The organism is Rhodococcus koreensis (assembly GCF_017068375.1).
Classification (GTDB): domain Bacteria; phylum Actinomycetota; class Actinomycetes; order Mycobacteriales; family Mycobacteriaceae; genus Rhodococcus_F; species Rhodococcus_F koreensis.
In genome coordinates this window covers 5,721,094-5,743,648 of sequence record NZ_CP070609.1, presented here as the reverse complement: position 1 = coordinate 5,743,648, position 22,555 = coordinate 5,721,094, and the positions used below count along the sequence as shown (strand labels likewise).

General features: G+C 67.9%; 22 protein-coding genes. 5 read left to right on the top strand and 17 right to left on the bottom strand.

The window, feature by feature from the left end; translation table 11 throughout:
* Positions 1-76: 76 nt before the first annotated feature.
* The 3 genes from JWS14_RS26345 to JWS14_RS26335 are packed head-to-tail and all read left to right on the top strand — an operon-like array spanning position 77 to position 3,753.
* The gene (locus tag JWS14_RS26345) at positions 77-1,243 is read left to right on the top strand and encodes an ABC transporter ATP-binding protein (RefSeq protein WP_095863267.1); all 1,167 of its coding nucleotides are present in this window, start codon (positions 77-79) and stop codon (positions 1,241-1,243) included.
* Positions 1,243-2,943, top strand: a complete 1,701-nt coding sequence (locus tag JWS14_RS26340; protein WP_072942897.1) for an ABC transporter permease — start codon at positions 1,243-1,245, stop codon at positions 2,941-2,943. Before JWS14_RS26345 ends, JWS14_RS26340 begins: the two co-directional genes overlap by 1 nt.
* 45 nt (positions 2,944-2,988) lie before the next feature.
* Positions 2,989-3,753: an SDR family NAD(P)-dependent oxidoreductase gene (locus tag JWS14_RS26335; protein ID WP_095863266.1), complete on the top strand. Its 765-nt coding sequence runs from the start codon at positions 2,989-2,991 to the stop codon at positions 3,751-3,753.
* 79 nt (positions 3,754-3,832) lie between these two features.
* On the opposite strand, the gene JWS14_RS26330 is transcribed toward JWS14_RS26335, so the two are convergent.
* The 15 genes from JWS14_RS26330 to JWS14_RS26260 all read right to left on the bottom strand — a co-directional run bounded on the left by JWS14_RS26330 (position 3,833) and on the right by JWS14_RS26260 (position 18,259).
* Positions 3,833-4,864 carry an NADP-dependent oxidoreductase gene (locus JWS14_RS26330; protein WP_095863265.1) on the bottom strand — a complete coding sequence of 344 codons (1,032 nt, stop codon included), beginning with the start codon at positions 4,862-4,864 and terminating at the stop codon, positions 3,833-3,835.
* Between the two features lie 39 nt (positions 4,865-4,903).
* Positions 4,904-5,905: an MBL fold metallo-hydrolase gene (locus JWS14_RS26325; protein ID WP_095863264.1), complete on the bottom strand. Its 1,002-nt coding sequence runs from the start codon at positions 5,903-5,905 to the stop codon at positions 4,904-4,906.
* Positions 5,906-5,916: 11 nt separating this feature from the next.
* Positions 5,917-6,252, bottom strand: a complete 336-nt coding sequence (locus JWS14_RS26320) for an EthD family reductase (RefSeq protein ID WP_174705508.1) — start codon at positions 6,250-6,252, stop codon at positions 5,917-5,919.
* A gap of 74 nt (positions 6,253-6,326) precedes the next feature.
* Positions 6,327-6,935 carry a TetR/AcrR family transcriptional regulator gene (locus tag JWS14_RS26315; RefSeq protein ID WP_083395629.1) on the bottom strand — a complete coding sequence of 203 codons (609 nt, stop codon included), beginning with the start codon at positions 6,933-6,935 and terminating at the stop codon, positions 6,327-6,329.
* A gap of 87 nt (positions 6,936-7,022) precedes the next feature.
* Complete coding sequence (locus tag JWS14_RS26310) at positions 7,023-8,525, bottom strand: class I adenylate-forming enzyme family protein (RefSeq protein ID WP_072942888.1); 1,503 nt, start codon at positions 8,523-8,525, stop codon at positions 7,023-7,025.
* A 73-nt stretch (positions 8,526-8,598) separates the two neighbouring features.
* Positions 8,599-9,648 carry an NAD(P)-dependent alcohol dehydrogenase gene (locus tag JWS14_RS26305; RefSeq protein ID WP_095863263.1) on the bottom strand — a complete coding sequence of 350 codons (1,050 nt, stop codon included), beginning with the start codon at positions 9,646-9,648 and terminating at the stop codon, positions 8,599-8,601.
* Positions 9,649-9,659: 11 nt separating this feature from the next.
* Positions 9,660-10,421, bottom strand: coding sequence for an SDR family NAD(P)-dependent oxidoreductase (locus JWS14_RS26300; protein ID WP_095863262.1), 762 nt, complete (start codon positions 10,419-10,421; stop codon positions 9,660-9,662).
* 35 nt (positions 10,422-10,456) lie between these two features.
* Complete coding sequence (locus JWS14_RS26295; RefSeq protein WP_072942883.1) at positions 10,457-11,218, bottom strand: SDR family NAD(P)-dependent oxidoreductase; 762 nt, start codon at positions 11,216-11,218, stop codon at positions 10,457-10,459.
* A complete protein-coding gene (locus tag JWS14_RS26290) occupies positions 11,215-12,417 on the bottom strand; it encodes an acyl-CoA dehydrogenase family protein (RefSeq protein ID WP_206014754.1) in 1,203 nt (400 codons plus the stop codon). Before JWS14_RS26290 ends, JWS14_RS26295 begins: the two co-directional genes overlap by 4 nt.
* Positions 12,418-12,469: 52 nt before the next feature.
* Positions 12,470-13,432 (bottom strand): phosphotransferase family protein, encoded by a 963-nt coding sequence (locus JWS14_RS26285; RefSeq protein WP_072942880.1) that lies wholly within the window; start codon positions 13,430-13,432, stop codon positions 12,470-12,472.
* Positions 13,429-14,634 carry an acyl-CoA dehydrogenase family protein gene (locus JWS14_RS26280; protein WP_241031471.1) on the bottom strand — a complete coding sequence of 402 codons (1,206 nt, stop codon included), beginning with the start codon at positions 14,632-14,634 and terminating at the stop codon, positions 13,429-13,431. Before JWS14_RS26280 ends, JWS14_RS26285 begins: the two co-directional genes overlap by 4 nt.
* Before the next feature lie 9 nt (positions 14,635-14,643).
* Complete coding sequence (locus JWS14_RS26275) at positions 14,644-15,792, bottom strand: thiolase family protein (protein ID WP_095863261.1); 1,149 nt, start codon at positions 15,790-15,792, stop codon at positions 14,644-14,646.
* On the bottom strand, positions 15,792-16,169 hold the full coding sequence (locus JWS14_RS26270) for a Zn-ribbon domain-containing OB-fold protein (protein WP_072942877.1): 378 nt from the start codon (positions 16,167-16,169) through the stop codon (positions 15,792-15,794). The genes JWS14_RS26275 and JWS14_RS26270 overlap by 1 nt, the downstream gene beginning before the upstream one ends.
* Positions 16,170-16,207: 38 nt before the next feature.
* Complete coding sequence (locus JWS14_RS26265; RefSeq protein WP_072942876.1) at positions 16,208-16,996, bottom strand: enoyl-CoA hydratase/isomerase family protein; 789 nt, start codon at positions 16,994-16,996, stop codon at positions 16,208-16,210.
* A gap of 123 nt (positions 16,997-17,119) precedes the next feature.
* Positions 17,120-18,259 (bottom strand): acyl-CoA dehydrogenase family protein, encoded by a 1,140-nt coding sequence (locus JWS14_RS26260; protein ID WP_179377640.1) that lies wholly within the window; start codon positions 18,257-18,259, stop codon positions 17,120-17,122.
* A gap of 101 nt (positions 18,260-18,360) precedes the next feature.
* Here JWS14_RS26260 and JWS14_RS26255 point away from each other — a divergent pair, with 101 nt between their 5' ends.
* Together JWS14_RS26255 and JWS14_RS26250 are read left to right on the top strand one after the other, a co-directional pair.
* On the top strand, positions 18,361-18,747 hold the full coding sequence (locus JWS14_RS26255; RefSeq protein ID WP_095863259.1) for a hypothetical protein: 387 nt from the start codon (positions 18,361-18,363) through the stop codon (positions 18,745-18,747).
* Entirely contained in the window at positions 18,731-19,129 is a 399-nt protein-coding gene (locus JWS14_RS26250) for a hypothetical protein (RefSeq protein ID WP_095863258.1), read from the top strand. The genes JWS14_RS26255 and JWS14_RS26250 overlap by 17 nt, the downstream gene beginning before the upstream one ends.
* 59 nt (positions 19,130-19,188) lie before the next feature.
* Here the strand turns inward: JWS14_RS26250 and JWS14_RS26245 are convergent, their stop codons facing one another.
* Both JWS14_RS26245 and JWS14_RS26240 read right to left on the bottom strand, forming a co-directional pair.
* Positions 19,189-21,270 carry an ArnT family glycosyltransferase gene (locus JWS14_RS26245; RefSeq protein ID WP_095863257.1) on the bottom strand — a complete coding sequence of 694 codons (2,082 nt, stop codon included), beginning with the start codon at positions 21,268-21,270 and terminating at the stop codon, positions 19,189-19,191.
* Positions 21,267-22,520, bottom strand: coding sequence for a bifunctional glycosyltransferase family 2/GtrA family protein (locus tag JWS14_RS26240; protein ID WP_095863256.1), 1,254 nt, complete (start codon positions 22,518-22,520; stop codon positions 21,267-21,269). Before JWS14_RS26240 ends, JWS14_RS26245 begins: the two co-directional genes overlap by 4 nt.
* Positions 22,521-22,555: the final 35 nt, after the last annotated feature.

Sequence of the window (22,555 nt, the reverse complement as noted above, 5' to 3'; positions counted from 1 at the left end):
TCCGACCGGCGCTCCGAACCCGGGAGCCGGACGGACGCCCTCCAAGACAAACCACTCGCAACCAAGCAGGTGCCAGGTGACATCGCAATTCAGGGTTTCCAACCTGACCAAGACCTTCGGGTCCAACACCATCGTCGACCAGCTCGACCTCGACATCGAGGACGGTGAATTCCTCGTCCTGCTCGGCCCGAGCGGTTGTGGGAAGACGACCACGCTCCGCTGCATCGCCGGCCTCGAGACACCCGAGGGCGGGTCGATCACGTTCAAGGACCACACCGTCTTCGACGCATCGGCCCGGATCAATGTTCCGGCGTACAAACGCAACATCGGCATGGTCTTCCAGTCCTACGCGCTGTGGCCGAACATGACGGTGCGGGAGAACATCCGGTACCCGTTGAAGGTCCGCCGGATGAAGAGCGCCATGGCGTCCGGCCAGGTCGAAACCGCTGCGGGAATGGTGGACTGCGGGGCCCTGCTCGACCGGTATCCCTCCCAGCTCAGCGGTGGGCAGCAACAGCGGGTGGCGGTGGCGCGCGGATTGGTCGCACAACCCGACCTGGTGCTGTTCGACGAACCCCTGAGCAATCTCGATGCGCGACTGCGCGATCAGGTGCGGTCCCAGATCCATCAGCTCCACCAACGTCTCGGCTTCACAGCCGTCTTCGTCACCCACGATCAGGCCGAGGCGTTCGCGCTCGGAGACCGGCTCGCCATCATGAAGGCGGGCAAGATCGAGCAGTACGACACCCCGGAGCGGGTCTACGAGACGCCGTCCTCCGACTATGTCGCCGCCTTCATCGGCATGGCCAACCGACTCGAGCTCGTCCGGCGGCACGAGGGCTGGACGACGCGCGCGGGCACCCCGGTAGATCTCGATGCGGCCGGCATCCAGGGCGGACACATCGGCGGCGACGCGGCCCTGGGAAGAATGCGCCCCGACGACCTCGCACTGCACCGTTCGCTCGACGAGGTCGCCCCGGGCGATGTCGGCCTGACCGGTGAACTCGTCACCTCCGAGTACGGCGGCCGCTACTTCGACGTGACGGTCGACGCCGGCGGTGAGCGGTTGTACCTGCGCGCGGATGCGGGACGGCACGGGTCCTGGCTGCGCGGCGCCGCCACGGGATCTCCTCTGGTGGTCAGCTTCTCCCCCAGCGCACTACGGGTGTTCCCGCACCCCGACGGGCACGTCGATCTGCACGCTCCCGAGCTCGCTCGGGCCGCAGCCCGATCGGAGGCATGATGGCTACCGTCGCCGTGAGCCGTAGCGCGCGGCCGCTCGTCGTCAGCGCGGTGTGGCGGACCCGGCTCGGGTACGGCGCGCTGCTGGCGTTTCTCGCGTACCTCGTCGTGCTCCCGCTGTTCCGGCTGCAGTCGCTGGCGTTCCAAGACGGCGCTCGCGGATATCAGGCCCAGTACGGGCGGTACGACATCGGTCAGACCATCCGGACGACCATCGCCCTCGCCGTCACGTCGCTCGCCATCGCGATGGTGCTGGGAACGGTGCTCGCGTTCGCGGCCACCAGGCTGCCACGCCGGCTGAGCTTTCTCCGGATCGTCCCCATCCTGCCTATCGTGATGCCCGCGGTTGCCAACGTGGTCGGGTGGGCATTCCTCCTCTCTCCGGGGCCGGGGTACCTGAACGCACTCCTGCGCAAGCTTCCCTGGTGGAACACCGTGGATTCCGGACCGATCGACGTCTACAGCACGCCGTGGATCATCATTCTCACCGGTTTCGGACTCACGTCGTTCGTATACCTGTTCGTGAGCGCGGGAATGCAGAACATCAGTTCGGAGCACCTCGAGGCCGCACAGATCAGCGGTTCGTCGACGCTCGGGGTGTTCTTTCGCGTCGTGCTTCCGCTGCTCCGCCCGTCCCTGGTGTACGGCGGCGGAATCGCGCTGCTTCTCGGACTGGGCCAGTTCACGGGGCCGCTCCTGCTGGGGCAGAACGCGGGTGTGAAGGTGCTCACCACCGAAATGTACCGCCGTGTGTCGGAGTCGCCTGCGGATTTCGCGGCCGCGGCGGCCGCGGGGTCACCGCTCGTCATCTTCGGAATCGTTGTCGTGCTCGCGCAGAAGATGCTTCTCGGCAATCAGAAGCGCTTCGTCACCCACGGCGGAAAAGCGTTCGCACCGAACACCGGTCGCTCGGTCTGGGCCGCCGCCGCGATCTCCGTGTACGCGATTCTCGCACTCGTCGTTCCGCTGATCGGGCTCGCCATCGTGGCGGTGTCTCCGTACTGGTCGGAATCGCTGTCCTGGAATCTGTTCACGCTCGACAACTTCCGGGCACTCTTCCAGACGGCGAGCATCGTCGACTCGGTGTTCACCAGTCTTCTCACCTCCGTCGTCGCAGTGGCGATCTGCGTGCCGATCGGCTATCTCACCGCCACTCTGCTCGTGCGAGGCCGCAAGCACCGGGTCCTGGGGACCATCGGTGACGTGATCACGGCTCTCCCCCTGGGCATTCCGGCGGTGATCTTCGGTGTCGGGTTCTTGCTGACCTACACGCAGCCTCCGCTGATCCTCTACGGCACCAAAGCGGTCATCATCCTCGTGTACGTCGTGCTCATGGTGCCGTTCTCCACCCGGATGCAGATGACGGCGATGCTGTCGCTCGGGGAGACCTACGCCGAGGCCTCGGCGACCAGTGGCGCGAGCCCGTTCGTCACCAATCTCCGGGTGATCCTGCCGCTGATGAGACCGACCGTGCTCAGTGCCGTCGCCTTGATGTTCATCCTGCTGACCCACGAGTTCGCCGCCTCGCTGCTCGTCCGTGCCGCCACGACACAGGTGATGGGCACGCTGCTGTTCGACCTGTGGGAGAACGGTTCGTACCCGCTGGTGGCGGCGATGGCGCTGCTCATGACGGCCGTGACCAGCATCGGCGTCGTGTTCGCGATGCTCGTCGGTGGCCGGAACGTGTTGAGCAACCTGTGATATCGGTATGTCCTGCCCGATCCGAACGAATGACGAGGAGTACAGATGAGTGTGGGACCTGACCGGCTTCGCGACAAGGTCGTCCTGCTGACGGGTGCGACCGGTGGAATCGGCGTCGAGATAGTCCGCAGGCTTGCCGACGAAGGCGCCCACGTCGTCGTCACCGATCTCGACGAATCGGCCTGCCACGACCTGCTCCGCACTCTCGCCCAGCCCGAGCGACATGCCGCGCACGCCCTGGACGTCTCCTCCGAGGAGCAGTGGGAGGCGGTCGTCGCGGCAGTCGAGGGAAAGTTCGGCGCTGTGCACGCCCTGGTCAACAACGCTGCCATCGGCAGTGTCGCAACAGCCGAGGACGAAACCCGAGCGCACTGGGATCGTGTGATCGGGATCGGCCAGACCGGCACGTGGCTGGGCATGAAACATGCCGGCCCCCTGATCGAACGCAGCGGCGGCGGTTCCATCGTGAACATGTGCTCGATCCTGGGAACCGTGGGTGGCCTGGGCAACAGTGTCGCCTATGCGGCCGCCAAGGGCGCCGTCCGCACGATGACGAAGAACGCTGCCCTGCACTGGGCGAAAGCGGGCGTGCGGGTCAACTCGCTGCACCCGGGATTCATCGCGACGCCACCGCTGCTCGAACGGTGGGAGGGCACCGAGCGTCACCGCGAGATGCTCGCCGGCACGCCGATGGGCCGGCTCGGGCGCGGTGAGGAGATCGCGGCCGCGGTCGCCTTCCTCGCCGGCGACGACTCCACCTTCATCACGGGATCGGAGATCTACGCCGACGGCGGGTGGACGGCTGCCTGAACCCCGGCACACGAACATGGCCTCCGCGCGATGCGGAGGCCATGTTTGCTGTGGCCAGGTTTGCTGTGTGGCTGGGTCGTCACCGCAGACGGCACAGCGTCTTTCCCACGGTGCGGCCGCGCAGCATCGCAACGATCGCGTCCGGCGCCGACTCGAGACCGTCGAACACGGTCTCCTCGGCCACGAGCCGCCCGTCGCGGAGATAGGCCCCGACCTCGGCTCGCATGTCGCCGAGCAGGTGGTCGTAGGCACCGGCCCGGAAACCCTTCACCGTGAGGCTCTTCGACACGATCTGAAAGAGGTTGTCCGGACCTGCTGCCGCCGTCTCGGCGTCGTAGGACGCGACGGCGCCGGCCATGGCCACTCGGCCTCCCGGCCGAAGGCGATGCAGGGCGGCCCCGAGATGCGTTCCGCCCACGTTATCGAAATACAGATCGATGCCGTCGGGTGCCGCACTGTCGAGGGCCCGCGTCAGGTCCGGCGTGTGGTAATCGAACGCGGCATCGAGATTCAGTTCTTCCAGCAGGAACCGGACCTTTTCGGTGGATCCCGTGCTGCCGACCACGTAGTGACCTCGGAGCTTGGCAATCTGGGCGGCGAGGCTGCCGACCGCTCCGGCCGCCGACGAGATCCACACGACGTCTCCGCCTGCGAGTTCACCGATGCAGTGCAATCCCACGTACGCGGTGAGCCCGGCGCTGCCCAGCGCTCCGAGATATGCCTGCGGCGGGTGCTCGCCGATGTCGAGTCGCGTCACACCACCGGCCCCGGCGAGGGTGTCACCGTCCTGCCGGATCACGGCGAACTCACGAAAACCGTTGATGTGCAGCACCGTGTCGCCCGGCGCGAAGCCGGGGGCACGGGACCGGAGCACCTCCCCGACGGCCAACCCGGTCAGCGTCTCCCCGATGCGGAACGGCGGCAGGTAGCCGGCGGGGCCGGTGGGGCCGAGTCGCATCCTGACGGACGGGTCGATCGACGACCACGAGTTGCGCACGAGAATGTCACCGGGCCCGAGTTCTTCGGGAACCGTCACCACGTCGAGGCGGAAGTCCGACGGTCGAACCCTCCCCTGGGGATGGTGTGCCAGTGTGAGCTCACGACTCTGCACGGGAATCCTTTCCACTCAGACCACGGAGACGACGTCGACTCAGACGACGGAGAAGACGTCGTGGCCGTCTCGTTTTCGGACGGTGAGCCGGCCGCGGTCGACCAGGGTGTCGAGGTGCGCGAGGGTCTCACAGGTGGCGATCATCTGATTGAACGGGTCGAGCGTGGTGAACGGCCTTTCGCGACGAGTCCACGTGACCACGTGTGCCACGGCGGTCGCGGTCCCCTGCCCGAGAGAGATCAGCGCGTTGCGCATGGCATCGAATCGCTGGTCGTGGTGCGCGAGAAGCTCTTCTACTCGACGGTGCACGCTCGGTGTCGGATCTCCGTGTGCCGGCAGAAGTTGCGAATCGGGGCGGTCGAGCAACCGGGACAGCGAGTCGAGGTAGCGCCCCAGCGGCAGGTCCCACTCGCCCAACTCGAAGCCGATCGACGGCGTGATCGAGGGCAGGACATGGTCGCCGCTGAACAGCAGCCCCTGATCCACGTCGTGAAACACCATGTGTCCCTTGGTGTGGCCCGGGGTGTGCACGACGTCGAGGGCGTGCCGGCCGATCGGAAGTGGACCCGCGGCGAGCCAGTGGTCGGGTTCTTCCCAGTCCGCGGGGTAGAACGGTTCCGCGGCGGTCAGGGCCTCGACGGTGTCTGCCAGGACGGGGGCTCCCGCGCGGCGGAGTTCGTTCAGCGAATCCGTCGGAACGTTGCTGCCGAGGGCGCCGACCGCTGCCAGACCGTCCGCCTCCGCGACTCCGAGGTGGACGCGTGAACCGTGACGGCGGCGGAGTTCGACGGCGAACGTGTAGTGGTCGCGGTGCACGTGGGTGACGTAGATGTCGTGAATCTGCTCGGTGCCGTGGCCGATCCGGAGCAGTGCCCGCTCCATCTCCTCGAACGTCGTGCCGACTCGCCAGCCACCGTCGACGAGGGCCAGACCGTCCGGGGTCTCGAGGGCGTAGACGTTCACGGCCCCGAGACCGTCACCGGGCATCTGGAGGGGTATTCGATGCACACCGGGCGCCACCTCGTAGCAGCCCGGCTCCATCCACCCCGCCCTCATGATGTTGCGCTGTCCACTTCGACCATCGTCTTCTCCTCGCCCATGACGAGGATGCGCTTTCCGCGCATCTTGCCGACGTTCTCCACTGCGGCTTGCCATTCCGGGCTGGCCAGCGCGGCGTCGAGGTCCTCGCGGGAGTCGAAGCTCAGGATCGACACACCGTCCCACTCCCGGGACCTGTCGTCCATCGCGTCCAGCACTTCGGTGTGCTGCCAGCGTCGCAGGCCGGGAAGCGGATAGGTCACGTCGGCGTGCTCACCGCGCCACCACTGGATGAACTGCTCGTGGCTCCAGTCGTGCGGACGGGCGGCCAGGACGATCAAGTTGTACATCATCTCTCCATTACTGACATGAATTAGGTTCAATTATCGAGGGTGTGCAAAAGCCACTCTCCGATCTCCGCGGGTCACGCGCGGACGATACGCAGAGTGGCGTCGCGAACGTGCCGGTTGAGCTGGTCGAGTGTCATGTCGCCGTCGGGCCGGTACCAGCGCCACACGCTGACGACGAGTCCGAGGACGAGCCGGGCCATCAAACGCGCATCGGCATCGGCGAAGGCCCCGGCGCCCATCCCCTTCGCGATGAGGAGAGACCATGCCTCTTCGATCGAATTCACCAGCGCCCGTGACGTCTGGCGCTCGGCTTCTTCTTTCTCGGACTGACGGGGCGTGGCCAGCAGATCCATGTGGCTCTGGAGGATCCGACGCTGCAGGGCGTCGCGGGGGGTCGCTTCCAGGGCGCTGGTGATGGCGGCGCTCAACGCCTCGACCGGGTCGTCGATGCCCTCGATCGCGGTCGTGAATCGCTCGAGCGACTGCGCCAGTTCGAGACGCATGATCGTCAGCAGGCAGTGTGCCTTGGATTCGAAGTAGTGGTAGAGCGCGGTCTGGCCGATACCGACCTCGTCGGCGATCGACGCCCACTTCGTGTGCTCGAAGCCCACTTCCCCGAAGCGCTCGATTGCGGCCGTAAGGATGAGCCCGCGCTTGGAACGCGGACCATCGCGGAGCGTCATGGCTTCTACGGACACGGGATCCCCATCCATTTGTCGTCGGGTCGGTATCGGTAAGACTACCTGAACTGAGGTCAGGTCGGGTGGAGATCAGGTGGTCTCGCTACCGGCGAGCAGGCGTGTTGCGAGGTCCACCGCATCCGGTCGAGACAGTTTGCCGACCCGGTTCTGCGGCAGATCGTCGATCGTGAATACGAACTCCGGCCACTTGAACTTGGGGAAGTCGATGTCACCGAGGTGCGCAACCACCTCACCGAGGGTAATTGCTGCACCCGTGCTCACGACGAGGGCCGCGGCGCGTTCACCGAGCAGTTCGTCCGGCACCGGTACCACGCACACCTGGGACACGGTCGGGATGCGAGCGATGGCGGCTTCGACCTCGTTGATGTCGATGTTGCGGCCCCCGCGGATGATGATCTGCTTCTGCCGCCCCATCACCCGGATGCTCCCGTCGTCCGCGATCTCGACGAGGTCGCCGGTGGGCAGGAACCCGTCCGCGGTGAGTCCGGGCGGCGCGGGAACCCCGGCTCGGGCATAACCGACGAAGAGGGAGGGCCCATTGACCTGAGCGTCGCCCACCCGCCCCGGTGGCAGCGGAGCGCCGTGCTCGTCGACGGCTCGGACAACGGTGCCGGGGAACGGCCTGCCGTCCCGTCCGAGGCGTATGTCCGGCGCGTCCGACGGCAGCGGGGTGGTGTGCCCGAGGCACTCGGACATCCCGAACACCCGCAGGAACGTCGTCCCGAGAATCTGCTCGGCGCGACCGAGCGCACCGGCGTCCATCGGGCCGCCGCCCACGGTCATCGCCCGCAGCGAGGTCAGCGCGCCCGCCGCGTCGGGCGCGACAGCCAGCTGAAGCGCCATGGTCGGGACGAGCATCGTCCAGGCAACCTGGTGTTTCCTGACCACCTCGAGGGCGGTTGCAGGCTTCCAGCCGTCCATGCAGACCATCGGCGCGGCGAGCATCGTGGGGAGGTAGAGACCGAAGCAGAATGCGGCCACCGACGACAGCGGAACGAACGCGGCGACCGGGTCTCCGGGTTCGAGGCCGACGGCGTCGATCGTGCAGCGGCAGGCGTAACGGATCGCGGATTCCGACTGCACGACGCACTTGGGGTGTCCGGTGGACCCGGACGTCATCGCGATCGCGATTCCGCCGTTCCACCGTGCGACGTCGCTGACCGGTGTCCGCGACCAGCGCATCGACCAGCCGTCCAGCGCGGTCGCCTCTTCGCTGAAGTGGTCGTCCGACGCGCCCCAGTGCGCAAGGGACCCGGGGTCGGCGATCACCACGTCGGGTGCGATGTCGTGCAGGGCCACGGCGAACTCCGACGGGGTGGCGTGCCTGCTGAACACTGCGACGACGCCGCCTCGCAGACCGACGGCGAGTGCGGCAGTCAGCGTCCGCCAGCTGTTGTCCGCTTGGACGAGCACGGTGGGCGAACCCCCGCGAGCGGTGTCCAGAAGTGCGGCAAGTTCTGTCGCCGCCGCGGCGATGCGCGCGGCGGTGTACTCGCCCGAGGCGTCGACGACCACGATCTCATCGGGCGAATTCTTTGCGCGAGCAACGAATTCGCGAGCCAACTCCCACATCCCGCAATCCTCCTGTTCAGCGAACCACTGTCATTCTCGGTCATCATGCGCGGTATTGCGCAGACGTCGTCGGTCACGGCACGAGGACGGCGCGCCCGCGAATCGCTCCGCGGCGCAGCCGGTCGTACACGTCGACGGCGTCGTCCAATCGGTAAGACGTCGATTCGACGCTCAGCAGACCTCGTTGCGCGAGATCGACCACCGCCTCGAGGTCGGCGCGGGTTCCCCAGAACGGGGCGCTGACCTGCCAGCCGCCCGGCAGTCCGAGGTCCTTGCCGACCGTGAGCCGGCCGCCCCCGCTGCCCACGGTCACCAGGCGGCCACCGGGGCCGAGCAACTGCGCCGCCGATTCCATCGTGGCCGGTGATCCCACGAAATCGAACACCACGTCGGCGAAGCGAGGCTCTGTGCCGGAATCGGCCACCTCGCACACCGCCCGGTCCGCCCCCAACCGGAGGGCGAGGTCGCGCGAGTCCTCGCGTGGATCGACCGCGATGATCGTGCCGGCGCCGAGAGCGCGAAGGATCTGGACAGCGAGATGGCCCAGCCCCCCGACACCGACCACGACGGTGACCGAGTGGCCGTCGACGAGGTCCCGGTTCGTTCGGATCGCGTGGTAGGCGGTCAGGGCGGCATCGGCGAGCGGGGCGGCACTCTCGGGAGCGAGCCCCCGGGTGCGCACCACGAACCGTTCCGAGGGAACGATCATGGCCTCGGCGAGGCCGCCGTCGTGTCCGAGACCGTTGCCGATCGCCGCGAGCCTGCCGTCCGCCCGCGGACGCAGGTCGTGACAGTAGTTCTCCCGGCCCCGCCTGCAGTTGCGGCACTCCCCGCAGGACCACACACCGTGGACCACCACGGACTCGCCGATCCACGACCTGTCGGCGTCCGGTCCCGCGCCGACCACGGTTCCGGCCACCTCGTGCCCGAGTGTGAGCGGGAGCGGGTAGTCGAACGCACCTGCGGGTGCGTCCATGACGTGCAGGTCGGATCGGCAGAGCCCGGCGGCCCGGACCTCGATCAGCAGTTCGGCGCCCCGCGGTTCGGGGACTGGGACGCGCTGGACCTCCACCGGTTGGCCCCAGGTGGTCAGGCGCACTGCACGCATCATCTCGATGTCCATGGTCCTGTCGCCTACCTGGCTGCCCAGCCGCCGTCGACGACGAGCGTCTGTCCGGTGACATACGAAGAAGCATCCGATGCGAGGAACAGCACGGCGCCGTCCACCTCGCCCGCCCGGCCACCGCGGCCGAGCATCGTATTGCGGCGCACCCAGTCGGCCGAGCGCTGGTTGCCGAACAGTCCGTCCGTCATTTCGGTATCGAACCACCCGGGCACGACGGCGTTGACACGGGCGCCCCGCCTGCCCCACTGACCCGCCAACTCGCGGGTCAGCCCGAGAATGCCCGCCTTCGACGCCGCGTAGCTCGCACCGCCGATGGGAGCGGTGGACACCAGACCGATCACCGACGAGATGTTGATGATCGAGATCCCCGCGCCCTCCGGAACGGTCGACGTGGCATACGTGGCCAGATGGAAACCCGCCGCGAGGTTGACGTCGAGGATCGACGAGAACCCGTCGGCGGTTTCGTCCTCCGCGTTCGGAGGTCCGGGCTTGCCGGCATTGTTGACCAGGACGTCGACGTGGCCGGTTCGCTCGCGGGCGCGGTCGACGAGGCGGCGGCGGTCGGCGTCGACGGTGATGTCGCATTCGACCGGGACCACGGTGTCGACCTCCGCTGCCAGTGCCTCGAGCCGATCGATGCGGCGGGCGGCCGCGTAGACGGTGGCGCCTGCCGCGGCCAGCGTCCGCGCGAATCCCATCCCCAGTCCGGACGACGCACCCGTGACGACGGCGACGCGACCGCTCAGCTGGAACAGCTCGGGTACCTGCATGTGGTTGGCTCCTACTCCTGTTCGTGGCACGCGCGTCAGTAGACGGCGGTGCGTCCGCCGTCTACCGGGATCACGGCCCCTGTTGTGTAGCCGGCACGGTCCCCGGCCAGATGCACGACGAGGCCGGCGATTTCATCCGGATGCCCCAGCCGTCCGGCGGGCAGCCGGTCGACGATCTTGCCGACGAACTCGTCGTCCCAGTCGGCCGCCATGTCGGTCGCGAATCCGCCCGGCATGATGCAGTTCACCCGCACCCGGGGCGCGTATTCCTGCGCGAACGCCATCGTCAGCGCGTTGAGGCCGTTCTTCGACGCCGCATACATCGCCTCGGGCGGGCTGGGCCGCACCGCGCCGATGCTCGAGATGTTGATGATCGAACCGCCTCCGGCCGCGCTCATCCTGGCGCCGGCCACCGCCATCAGCCGGAACGGTCCCTTGAGGTTGACTTCGATCGTCTTGTCGAAGAGCGACTCGGACACCGACTCCAGTGTCGGTGACAGGGGTGCGATGCCGGCGTTGTTCACGACGACGTCGAGCTTCCCGAATCGGGTGACGATGTGGTCGACCGCGGTTTCGATCGCGTCCCACTTCCCGACGTGCAGTGCGAGCGGTTCGGCGATTCCACCGGTGTCCCGGACGATCGCACGGGCCGCGGAGACGCACGCCTCCTCCTTGCGGCTCGACACGATCACGGTGGCTCCCGCGGCGGCAAGGCCGCCGGCGATGGCGTATCCGAGCCCGCGGGTCGCGCCCGTGACCAGTGCGACCTTGCCCGTCAACTCCTGTGTCGTGTTCATGCGTACTTCTTCAGTTCGAGGCGCGCGATCGTGCGCAGATGGACTTCGTTCGGGCCGTCGGCGATCTGCAGTGCCCGGGTGATCGCGTACAGCCGGGCCAGGATCGTGTCGTCACTCACGCCCGCGGCGCCGTGCGCCTGGACGGCGTGGTCGACCACTCGATGCGCAACCTCCATCGCCGCCACCTTGATCGCGGCGACCTCCGAGCGGGCCGCGGCATTGCCGCGGGTGTCCATCAGCCACGACGACTGCAGAACCAGCAGCCGGATCTGGTCGATCTCCATCCGGCTCCGCGCAATCCACTCACGCACCACACCGCGATCGGCGAGGGGTCCCCCGAACGCGGTGCGCTGCAGGACCCGTCGGCACATCAGCTCGAGGGCGCGTTCGGCCATGCCGATCGCCCGCATCGCGTAGTGCATGCGCCCCGGCCCGAGTCGGCCCTGCGCGATCGCGAACCCGTCGCCCTCGGCGCCGAGCATGTGGTCGGCGGGCACCCGCACGTCCGTGAACTGGACCTCGCCGTGGCCGAGCCGGTCCCGGTAGCCGAACATCGGCAGATCGCGGAGCACCTCGATGCCGGGAGCATCCGCCGGCACCAGGATCATGCTCTGCTGCCGGTACGTCGGGGCGTCGGAATCGGACTTGCCCATGAAGATGACGAGCTTGCAGTCGGGATCGAGAATGCCCGAGGTGTACCACTTCCGGCCGTTCAGGACGTACTCGTCGCCGTCGCGGCGGATGGTCGAGGTGATGTTGGTGGCGTCCGAACTCGCCACCTCCGGTTCCGTCATCGCGAACGCCGACCTGATCGTGCAGTCCAGGAGCGGCGCGAGCCAGCGTGACTGCTGCTGCGGGGTGCCGTACATGGCGAGGATTTCCATGTTGCCGGTGTCGGGTGCCGAGCAGTTGATCGCTTCGTTGCCGATCACCGATCGTCCGACCATCTCGGCAAGAGGGGCGTACTCGAGGTTGGTGAGCCCGGCGCCCCATTCGCCGTGCGTCATGAAGAGGTTCCACAGTCCGAGTTCCCGTGCCTTCGCCTGCAGGTCCAGCATGACCTTCGGCTGTTCGTGCGGGTTGTCGTTCGACCTGATCTCCTCGTCGTACACGGCCTCGGCCGGATAGACGTGCTCTTCCATGAAGGTCCGCAGTTGCTCGAGCAGTCGCTCGGTGCGTGCGGAGTATCCGAAGTCCACGTGTCGTCCTTTCTGTTCCTGTCAGCGCCTCGAGCGGTGCGCGAAAGAGTGGTCAGGCAAGTAGTGCGGTGCCGCTGCGAATGAGCTGCGAGATGGTGTCGGGCAGCCGTTCCTGATCGGGGTCGTGGTGGCGGCCCTCTCGGTGCCTGCGCAGGTTGTGGCCCATGATCGCCGCCATCTTCAGACGGCCGAGTGCGTTGAACCAGTTCATGTCCGGCAGTGCCGGGGCGTCCCCGGTGTAGAGGTCGATCAGCTCGTCCTCGCTCGGCAGGTTCGGCACCGCGCGCCCCACACCGGGGAAGTTCACACCGTCGGCGAAGACGAGGAACCAGCCGAGCTCGACCCGCGGATCGCCCAGGCTCCAGATCTCCCAGTCGATCAATGCCGCCGGCTCCGTGCCCCGCGCGATGATGTTGCCGAGCCGGTAGTCGCCGTGCACCAACGTGGGCGCCATCCCGTCCGGGACATCGGCGGCGAGCAGACGCAGCAACTCCTCGCCCCCGCTCACGAGTTCGGGGGGAACGGCGCCGAGGGTGCGTTGCCACCGCGCCAGCTCGGCGGCCGGCGACAACGGATCACCGGCGGCCGGGATCGTGTCGAGGGGCACCGCGTGCAGCAGCGGGAGCACCTCGGCGGCCCGGCGCATCCGCGCGGCAGCGACGGCCGGTTCGACCGCCGGTGTATCGAGCACCGGCTCGAGGGATTCCCCGGCGACGCACTCCATCGCGAACCACGCCGGACCGTCCTCGTCGACGGTGACGATGCGGGGCACGGGAACCGCTGTGGCGCCGAGCGTTTCCATGATCCTCGCCTGGCGCACCATGTCGTGCCGCCCGATGGGACGCTGCCCCTCGGGCACAGCCTTGACGACGAGGTCGCCCCCACCGGTCCGGACCTTGTAGGTCAGTCCGGAGTGCCCGCCGGGCAGCGGCTCGAGCGGGCCGACGTCCAGGCCCGGGTTCTGCTCGCGCAGGCGACGCGCCACACGGTCGTCGAGGGTGATCGTTGCACTCACGGGCGGGGCTCCCTCGGCAGGCCGAGCACGCGCTCGGCGAGGATGTTGCGCTGGATCTCGTCGGTGCCGCCTGCGATGCGGTAGCCGGGTGCGCCGAGCACGTGCTCGGTCCACGCGAACGTTCCCCACTCGCCCGAGTCGGCGATCAGGTCGCGCCCCAGCAGCATCCGGACGACCTCCGAGGTGCGCGCCATGGTGTCGGTGGCGAGCAACTTGCCCACCGACGCCTCCGGGCCGGGGTCCTTGTCGGCGACGACGGCGGCGGCCACCCGCATTCCCGTCACCCGCTGGACATAGCTGCGCGTCACCAGATCCGCGACCTTGTCGCGCTCGATCTCGGACAGCTCCCGGCCCAGGTGGCGGGCGAGTTCGACGGCCTGGTCCGCGTTGGCCAGGCCGAGGTTACCGGCGTCGAGGCGCTCGGCGGCCAGCACGGTCAATGCGACCGGCCAGCCCTGCCCCACCGGCCCCAGCCGGTGGTCGTCCGAGAGTTCGACGCCGTCGAGATACACCTCGTTGAAGGAACTGCCCCCGGTCATCTGGCGGATCGGCCGGACGGTGACGCCGGGAGCGTCCATCGGGACCAGGAAGACGGTGAGGCCCTTGTGTTTGGGCGCGTCGGGGTCGGTGCGGCACACCGCGACCCCGACGTCGGCGACCCGGGCGCCGGACGTCCAGACCTTGTGCCCGGTGATCGTCCACCGGCCGTCCCGCTCGACCGCTCTCGTCCGGACCGCCGCCAGGTCGGATCCGGCTTCGGTTTCCGAGAACAGCTGACAGGCGATGATGTCGGTGCGAAGCATCGCCCGCACATACCGATCGCACTGCTCGGGCGTTCCCCACTGGGCGATGGCCGGTGCGACCAGTTGCTGAGTGACCGAGAACATTTCGGTTCGGCGGGGCACGTCGAAACAGTTCTCCTCCCGCCGGAAGGCGAGCACATAGGACATCGGCAGTCCGCGTCCGCCGAATTCGACCGGCCAGTTCATCGAACCCCAGCCGGCGTCGAACTTCGTCTGCTCGTACGCCCGGATGTGGTCGGTCTCTTCGCGTTCCTGCGCAGCGGTCCAGTTCTCGAAGACGGCGACCGAGTCGGGTCCCACCCCCCATTTGATCTGGGTGCGCGGTTCGGCGACCGTTCGCAGCCACGCGCGGGCGCCGTCCACGAACTGGTCCAGGCCGGGCATCGTTGCTTGATTCATGGCTCTTCCTCAGACTGACAGGACGGTGCAGGCGCTGATCCCGGGCGCACCGTAGACGTGGGTGAATCCGATGCGCGGGTTTCCGGGGACCTGCCGGGCACCGGCCTCACCGCGCAATTGCGTGACGATCTCGTGTATCTGCCGGAGGCCGGACGCGCCGATCGGTTCCCCGTTCGCGATGCAACCGCCGTCGGTGTTGACCGGGATCCGCCCGCCGATTTCCGTCTCCCCTGCGGCGATCAGCTTTTCCTGCTCGCCGTGCTCGCAGAATCCGCATTCGGCCATGTGCATGATCTCGGCGCCGCTCTCCGTGTCCTGGAGTTGCGCGACGTCCACGTCGGAAGGTCCGAGTCCGGCCTGCTCGAATGCGGCCGCCGCGGTGGACGTGCTCACGCTCGACGGGGTACCCGCGCCCTGTATCGACGGGCCGAACACCTCGAACGAGCCGAACCGGCGGGTGCCCGCCGAAATGCCCCGCAGGTGCACCGGTCGTCCGCCGAGTCGCCGGACGGCGGTCTCGCTCGCCACGACGACGGCCGCACCGCCCTCGCCGGGTGAGCAGAACATGTACCTGGTCAGGGGGTCGTTGACCATGTCCGCGGCGGCGATCGTCTCGGCGGACATGGGTTCACGCCGCCAGGCATTCGGGTTCAGGGAGCCGTTGCGATACGCCTTCTCCGCGACGGCGGCCAGTGTGGGGGCGCTGATTCCGTGTTCGCGCATGTACCGCGCGATCTTGATGCCGAAGAACTGGGTGGTGACCATGAGACCCGCCTCGCCGTAGCCGACGGGCAGACCCCAGTCCTGTGGCGCCGGGTCGAACGCACCGCGCGGGTGCTTGTCGAAGCCGACCGCGAGCGCGATGTCGGCGGCGCCGGCACGAATGGCGTTGACGGCCGACACCAGAGCGCTACCCCCTGTCGCGCAACCGTTCTTGACGTTGGTGAACGGGATTCCGGTGAGTCCGAGTTCGGACACCAGGGTGTCGGCGAGCCCGGAGCCGTCACTGCCACCGAACGCGACCTGAACGTCGGTCCACGCGATGCCGGCGTCGGCCAGGGCGGACGCGATCGCGTCCAGGGCGAGCCCGCGGCCGGTCTTGTCCTGTTGGCGCCCGAATTTCGACAGTCCGGCCCCGATGATCGACACGGTGGACATCAGCGGGTCTCCTTCAGATATGCGTCGGTGGCAAACCGGGGCACCGGTGCCGTGGCGACCAAGGTCACCGGCGCCCCGTCGTCCAACTCGTCGAAGTCGTGGCAGTCGAGCACGGCTTCGACCCTGATTCCCTCGGGGAGTTCGACGTAGCCGACCGCGAACGGCGAGAACCCGTCCGGCGGCGGAACATACGGCGGCGATTTCGGGGCGAACCGCTGAACCGTGTACGCCCAGACCGTTCCGCGTGTGCTCAGCGCAACCGGCGACATCGCCGGTCGTGAGCACTGCGAGCACAGGCTGGTGGCCGGGAACGCCACCGTCGAGCAGTGGGAGCACCGGCTCGCGCCGAGTGCCGGCGCGGTATGTGTCTCGCCCATCGTCAATCTCTCCTCGGGATTCGTCGGCGGCGTTCGGGTCAGCGACCGACCCAGACCGGGTCACGCTTTTCGAGGAACGCGTTCACGCCTTCGCGTGCGTCCTCGGACTGCAGCGCGTTGCCGACGGCGAGGTGCTCCATCACCATGAGCGACTGGATGTCCGCGTCGAGACCGCGGTCGATGCACATCTTGGTGAGCTTCATCATGAACGGACTCTTGTCCACGATCGGCGCGATGAACTCGGCGACGAGCTTGTCGAGGTCTTCGGCCGGCACCGAAGCGTTGATCAGGTCGAAGGCCTCCGCCTCCTTGCCGGTGAGGAGCTTGCCGGTGAGCATGAGCTCCTTGGTCTTCCGAATGCCGATCATCCGCGGGAGCCGGTAGATCGGGCCCGCACCACCGAACAGCGCGCGGCGAATGTGGAAGTCGCCGATACGAGCGTCCTCGGCCGCGATGGCGAAGTCGCAGGAGATCATCAGCTCGAAACCGCCCGCGGTGACGAAGCCTTCGAGGACCGCGACGGACGGCGTGTTCATCGAGTACAGGCGGTCGCACACCCGGGCCGACAGCACCGCGACATCCATCGCGGTGGTGGAGCCGACGTACTTCTCCCGCAGTTCGTCGAGATCGAATCCCGAGCAGAACGTGCCGTCGCGTCCACGCAGGACCAGCACTTTGAGTTCGGGGTCGTTGTCGACCTCGACGATGATCTCGTCGAGGCGGTGCAGCAACTCGACGGTGACCGCGTTCTTCTTGTGCGGGCGGTTGAGCCACACGCGGGCGACGTCGCCGTCCTTCTCGAGAACGATGTGATCGGTGTCCACCATGTCGGGGTCCTTTCGAGGGATGAAAACTGAACTGGATTCACTTCAGTTCTACTGGGTGGGAGGTGTTCCGTCAATAGCGGGGTCGAAGAGCGTCGGATTCGGCCGGCAGCAGCCGGCCCGATGTCAGAGTCCGACGAGATCCGCGATCCGCCCGCGGTGCGCCCGCGAATCCCCCAGCAGCGGTTCGTCTCCGAGCGCGCGGCGAACATAGGAGTGCGTCGCATGTTCCCAGGTGAAGCCGACTCCCCCGTGAAGTTGCACGGCCTCCATCGCGGTGGCGATCACGGCCTCGGTGCAGACCGCACCCGCGACAGCGGCCGGAAGCGCCGCGGCGCCCGGGTCTTCCGCGAACACCGCGGCCGCGTACCGCGCCGCCGATCGCGCCTTCTCGAGCTCGACGAGAGTGTTCGCCAGTCGATGCTTGACAGCCTGGAAGGAGCCGATCGCCCGCCCGAACTGGCGGCGCTGCATGGTGTATTCCCGTGTACTGTCCAGTAATCGGTCGATCACGCCGACGTGCTCGCAGGCCAGTCCGATCACTCCGAGGCTCTGCAACGATTCGACCGCGCGCGGTGCGTCACCGGGTCCGGCGAGCCGCACCGCCTCCGCGTCGTCGAAGAGCAGATTCGCCTGCCGTCGACTGGGGTCGACCACCGGAAGTTCTGTTCGCCGCACCGTCGCGGTCCGCAGATCGACCGCATAGAGGCCGGGTCCGTCGTCGGCGTGCGCGAGCAGCACGACGACATCGGCGGCGCCGCCCTGCACGACATTCGTCGCGCGACCGGACAGCGACCATCGGTCGCCGGCGCGCGCGGCGTCGACGAAATCGGTCTGCCCACTCAGGGCCGTCACCGTCGCGACGAGTTCGCCCCGGACGACCTGGTCGAGCAGTTCGTCTACTGTTTGCGACCTTTCGGCCGCGAGTAGGGCGTGCACTCCCAGCGTGGCGGACGTGAGCACCGGTTCGCAGACCAGCGCGCGCCCGCATTCTTCGAGAACGATGCCGAGTTCGACCACGCTGTATCCGAGGCCGCCGCGATCCTCCGGCACCGTCAGGGCCGCGACGTTCATCTCCTCGACGAGCAGCGACCACAACTCGGGGGAATAGCCGACCGGGGACCGGGCGGCGAGTCGGCCGTCCTCGAGGGTCGAGTGGCGGTCGAGCAGGCGGCGTATGACGTCGCGGATGTCTTCGTGCTCGGCGACGGGGGTCATCGCCGCGGGTTCGGTCTCGGGCCAAGGGCTGGAATGGGAGGACTGCATTGAACTCTCCTATAAATTGACGTGAGTTCAGTTTAGTTTCGCAGAAGACGAGACGGCAAGGACTCTCGACAGACCCACCCATGTTGAACTAAGTTCATTTCATGACCGATGCACTCGTGATCGAGCAGTACTACGCGATCCTCGACAGCGGCCGGATCGAAGACGCGGTTGCCCTGCTCGACGAATCGATCGAGTTCGCCATAGTTCTTCCCGGTACCGTCCGTCGCGGCCACACCCGCGCCGACATGCTCGACTACCTCCGGGGACGACCCCCGGTCGACCGGCGGCACGTGCTGCTCCGGACGAGCAGCGCCGGCGACGTCCAGTTCGCCTACGGCTCCGTCGTCGAGAACGAGACGAAGACGACCGGCTACTTCCTCGCCGCCATGCACCTCGACGCCGACGGCACCATCGACGCATATGAAGTGTCCTTCGACACGGAATTCAGCATTCTCACAAGGGAGTTGGCACATGACAAGCGCGACTGACCTGAATCCGAGGACGTCACCGACGCCCGTGCTGGTCGCATGGTTCGCGTTCATGGATTCGGACGATCCCGACCGCGTCCTGACGATGATCACCGACGACTTCCGGATGTCGATCCAGTTCTCCACCGGCGGCGGGAAGGCAGCCGAATTCGTCGGCGATCGCGCAGGTCTCGTCGGGTACTTGCAGCAACGCGAGAAGAGCGTGCTGGTACACGAGATCCTCGCGGGCTCGCGGGTGGGTGACGTCGAACTGGCACTGGGACGCACCACCCGGAACGGCGAATTCGAGGCGTCGTTCAACACCTCGGCACAGCTCGACGAGTCCGGGCTCGTGCGGAGGTTGCTCATCTGCCGCACGCCCGAGATCTCGTTCCCCCTCTGACACACCTGTGAGTACTTGTTAACCGCGGGCGGTTAACAAGTACTCACAGGGGGTTTCGGTCAGGACGTGAGGTCGTACAGGGTCACGCCGTCCACGGTGACTGCGGTGAAGTTCGCCTGCACCCAGGTGGAGATCTCCGACGCGGTGCCGTCGCCACCCATTCCGCCGCCCCGGCCGCCGGCGATGAAGTAGTGGATCTTCCCGTCCGCCACGTACTGCTGGAACTGCTCCAGCGTGGGTGACGGATCGCTGCCGTTGAACCCGCCGATCGGCATGACCGGGTCCTCGGTGGCCAGCTGGTAACCGGACGCACTGTTGGATCCGATGGCCGCGGCCACCCAGGTGTAGTTGCCGGCATCCTGCTCCAGCAACGACACCAGTTCCTCGCCGGGGTTGCTGCCGGAGAGGAGTCCCCCGGCAGCGCCGCCCATGGCTCCCATGCCGCCCATGCCGTCGGCGGCGCCTGCCGTTGCGCCGTCGGTGGCACCGGGAGCCGCACCGCCCGGCATCGTGGGCGCGGCGCCGCCGTCGGTGCGCCCGCCCATGCGTCCGGCACCGTCCATGCCACCGGGGCCACCCATTCCGCCGAAGCCACCGCGACCGCCTTCGACGGTGGGTCCGGCCGAGACGATCGAACCGGTGTGCGGCGTCGCGATCGTGTCGACGGCGTACGCCGTCGGTCCGGCGAGCCCAGTGAACAGCGCGGCCAGCGTGACGACGGCCGCGATCCGTCCCCTGGTCAGCGCCGGGATCAGCACGGCCACCGCGGCGAGAACACCGGCGACGACCACGGCCCACTTCAGCCACGGCACGAACGACGCACTGCGCCCGAGCAGAACCCAGGACATGGCCGCTGTGGCCAGCAGTGTCACCGCAAGAACAGCACGCATCCACAGGGTGTCGCGTCGACGCCACAGCGTCACAGAACCGATCGCCACCAGCGCGGCCACGGCCGGTGCGAGCGCGACGGTGTAGTACGCGTGGAAGATTCCGGCCATGAAGCTGAACGTCAGCCCGGTGACGAGCAGCCACAGGCCCCACACGACGAACGACGCACGTTGCGTGTCGGTGCGTGGCGCCCTGCCACGCACTACGAGACCGGCGACGAGCAGAATCAGAGCGGCCGGGATCAGCCAGGCGATCTGACCGCCCTGAGCCGACTCGAACATGCGCGTGATGCCGGTGCTGCCCCACATTCCGCCGCCACCGCCGGGGCCGCCTCCGGGGAAGCCCCCGCCTGCCATGGCGTCACCCATTGCTGCTCCGGCTTCGCCACGCGCGCCGCCACCGGGCGTGACGCTGCCCGTCTCCTCACCGTTCAACCGGCCGAGACCGTTGTAGCCCAGGGTGAGTTCGAGGATCGAGTTGTTCTGCGAACCGCCGATCCAGGGCCGCGACGACGCCGGCCACAGCTCGACGGTCAGCAACCACCAGCCCGCGGAGACGATCATCGCGCCGAGCGCGGCGAAGCACTGGGCGAGGCGTTTGCCGAACTTCGGTGGTCCCGCGAAGAGGTAGGTCAGGGCGAGCGGCGGAACGACGAGCATCACCTGAAGCTGCTTGGTCAGGAACCCCAGCCCGACGAACACGCCGGTCAGCACCATCCACCGGGTGCGTCCGTCCTCCACGGCACGCAGCATCGCCCACACGGACGCGATCATCAGCAGCACCAGCAGCGCGTCGGGGTTGTTGAACCGGAACATGAGCACCGCGATCGGCGTCAGTGCGAGCACCAGACCGGCGAGCAGACCGGCCGGGGCCCCGAACCACCGCTTCACCGTCGCGTACAGCAGCGCGACGGAACCGACGCCGAGCAGGGCCTGCGGCACCAGCATCGCCCACGAGCTGAGGCCGAAGATCCGGACCGACAGCGACATCAGCCACAGCGACATCGGCGGCTTGTCGACGGTGATGGAGTTGGCGGCGTCGGAGGACCCGAAGAAGAACGCCTTCCACGACTCCGAACCGGCCTGCACCGCGGCGGCATAGAACGAGTTGGCCCAGCCGGAAGCGCCGAGCCCCCAGATGTACGCGACCGCCGTCCCGACGAGCAGTGCGGCGAGCGCCCAGGGCTCCCACCTCCGCCGGGCCGGAGGAGGTTCGGGCGTTTCGACCTTCGGTTGTTCGAGGGTCGTCGTCATGCGTGAACTCCTTCGGGGCGAGCGTTCCGGAACACCCAGCGAAGGGCTATGAAACGACTGATGGTGGCAACGAGATTGGCGAGTACGAGGACGGCGAGTTCGACGTGCTTGGACGCGTCCGGGGCCGCCGAGTGCAGGACGAACAGGGAACCGCTGGTGAGCAGCAGTCCGAAGGCGAACACGAGCAGACCCTGCATCTGATGCCGGGCGGCGCCTTCGGATCCGCGCACCCCGAACGTGAACGCGCGGTTCGCGGCCGTGTTGAGCACGGCCGTGACCAGCAGTGAGACGGCGTTGGCCCACTGCGCGCCCAGGACCGGATGCAGAACCAGGTAGAGCAGCGCGTACGCGACGGTGGACGCGACACCGATCACCGCGAACCGGGCCAACTGCCCGACCATGCCGCGGGGAACCCCGGGCACCAGCGGCTCGCGTCCGAAGCTGTCCCGCAAGCTGCCGATCGGCAGCGATCCGGTGGACAGCGCCCGGCCCACCCGCCACACGCCCTTGAGGTCGGCGACAGCGGTCGCGACGATGTCGACGCGACTATCCGGGTCGTCGACCCAGTCCACGGGGACCTCGTGGATGCGCAGGCCTGCGCGTTCCGCGAGCACCAGCAGCTCGGTGTCGAAGAACCATCCGGTGTCCTCGACCAGCGGCAGCAGACGCTGCGCGACGTCCGCCCGCATCGCCTTGAACCCGCACTGCGCGTCGGAGAACCGCGCGTGCAGCGCGCTGCGGAGGATGAGGTTGTAGCTGCGGGAGATGAACTCACGCTTCGGGCCCCGGACCACCCGCGAGGAGCGGGCGAGCCGGGAGCCGATCGCGAGGTCCGAATGCCCCGACAGCAGCGGTGCGATCAGCGGCATCAGGGCGTTGAGGTCCGTCGACAGATCGACGTCCATGTACGCCACCACCTCGGCGTCGGAGGCACTCCACACCGCGCGCAGGGCGCGGCCGCGTCCCTTCTCGTCGAGGTGCACGACGCGGACGCCGTCGATCTCGGCGGCCAGTCGGTGGGCCACGGCGAGGGTGGCGTCGACGCTGGCGTTGTCGGCGATGGTGATGCGGGCGGTGTAGGGAACGTTCTCGTCGAGGTGCCGCCGCAGCCGGCGCACGCAACGTTCGAGTCCGGCTTCCTCGTTGTAGACCGGCACGACAACGTCGAGCACGGGCGCGGTCTCGGAGGTTCCGGAGGTCTCGAGTCGTCCCATGGCGCCCGGTGCTCGGGAGAGGGAATTCGTCGTCATGCGTCCAAGGTTCGGCCCGGACGCTGCGATCACTC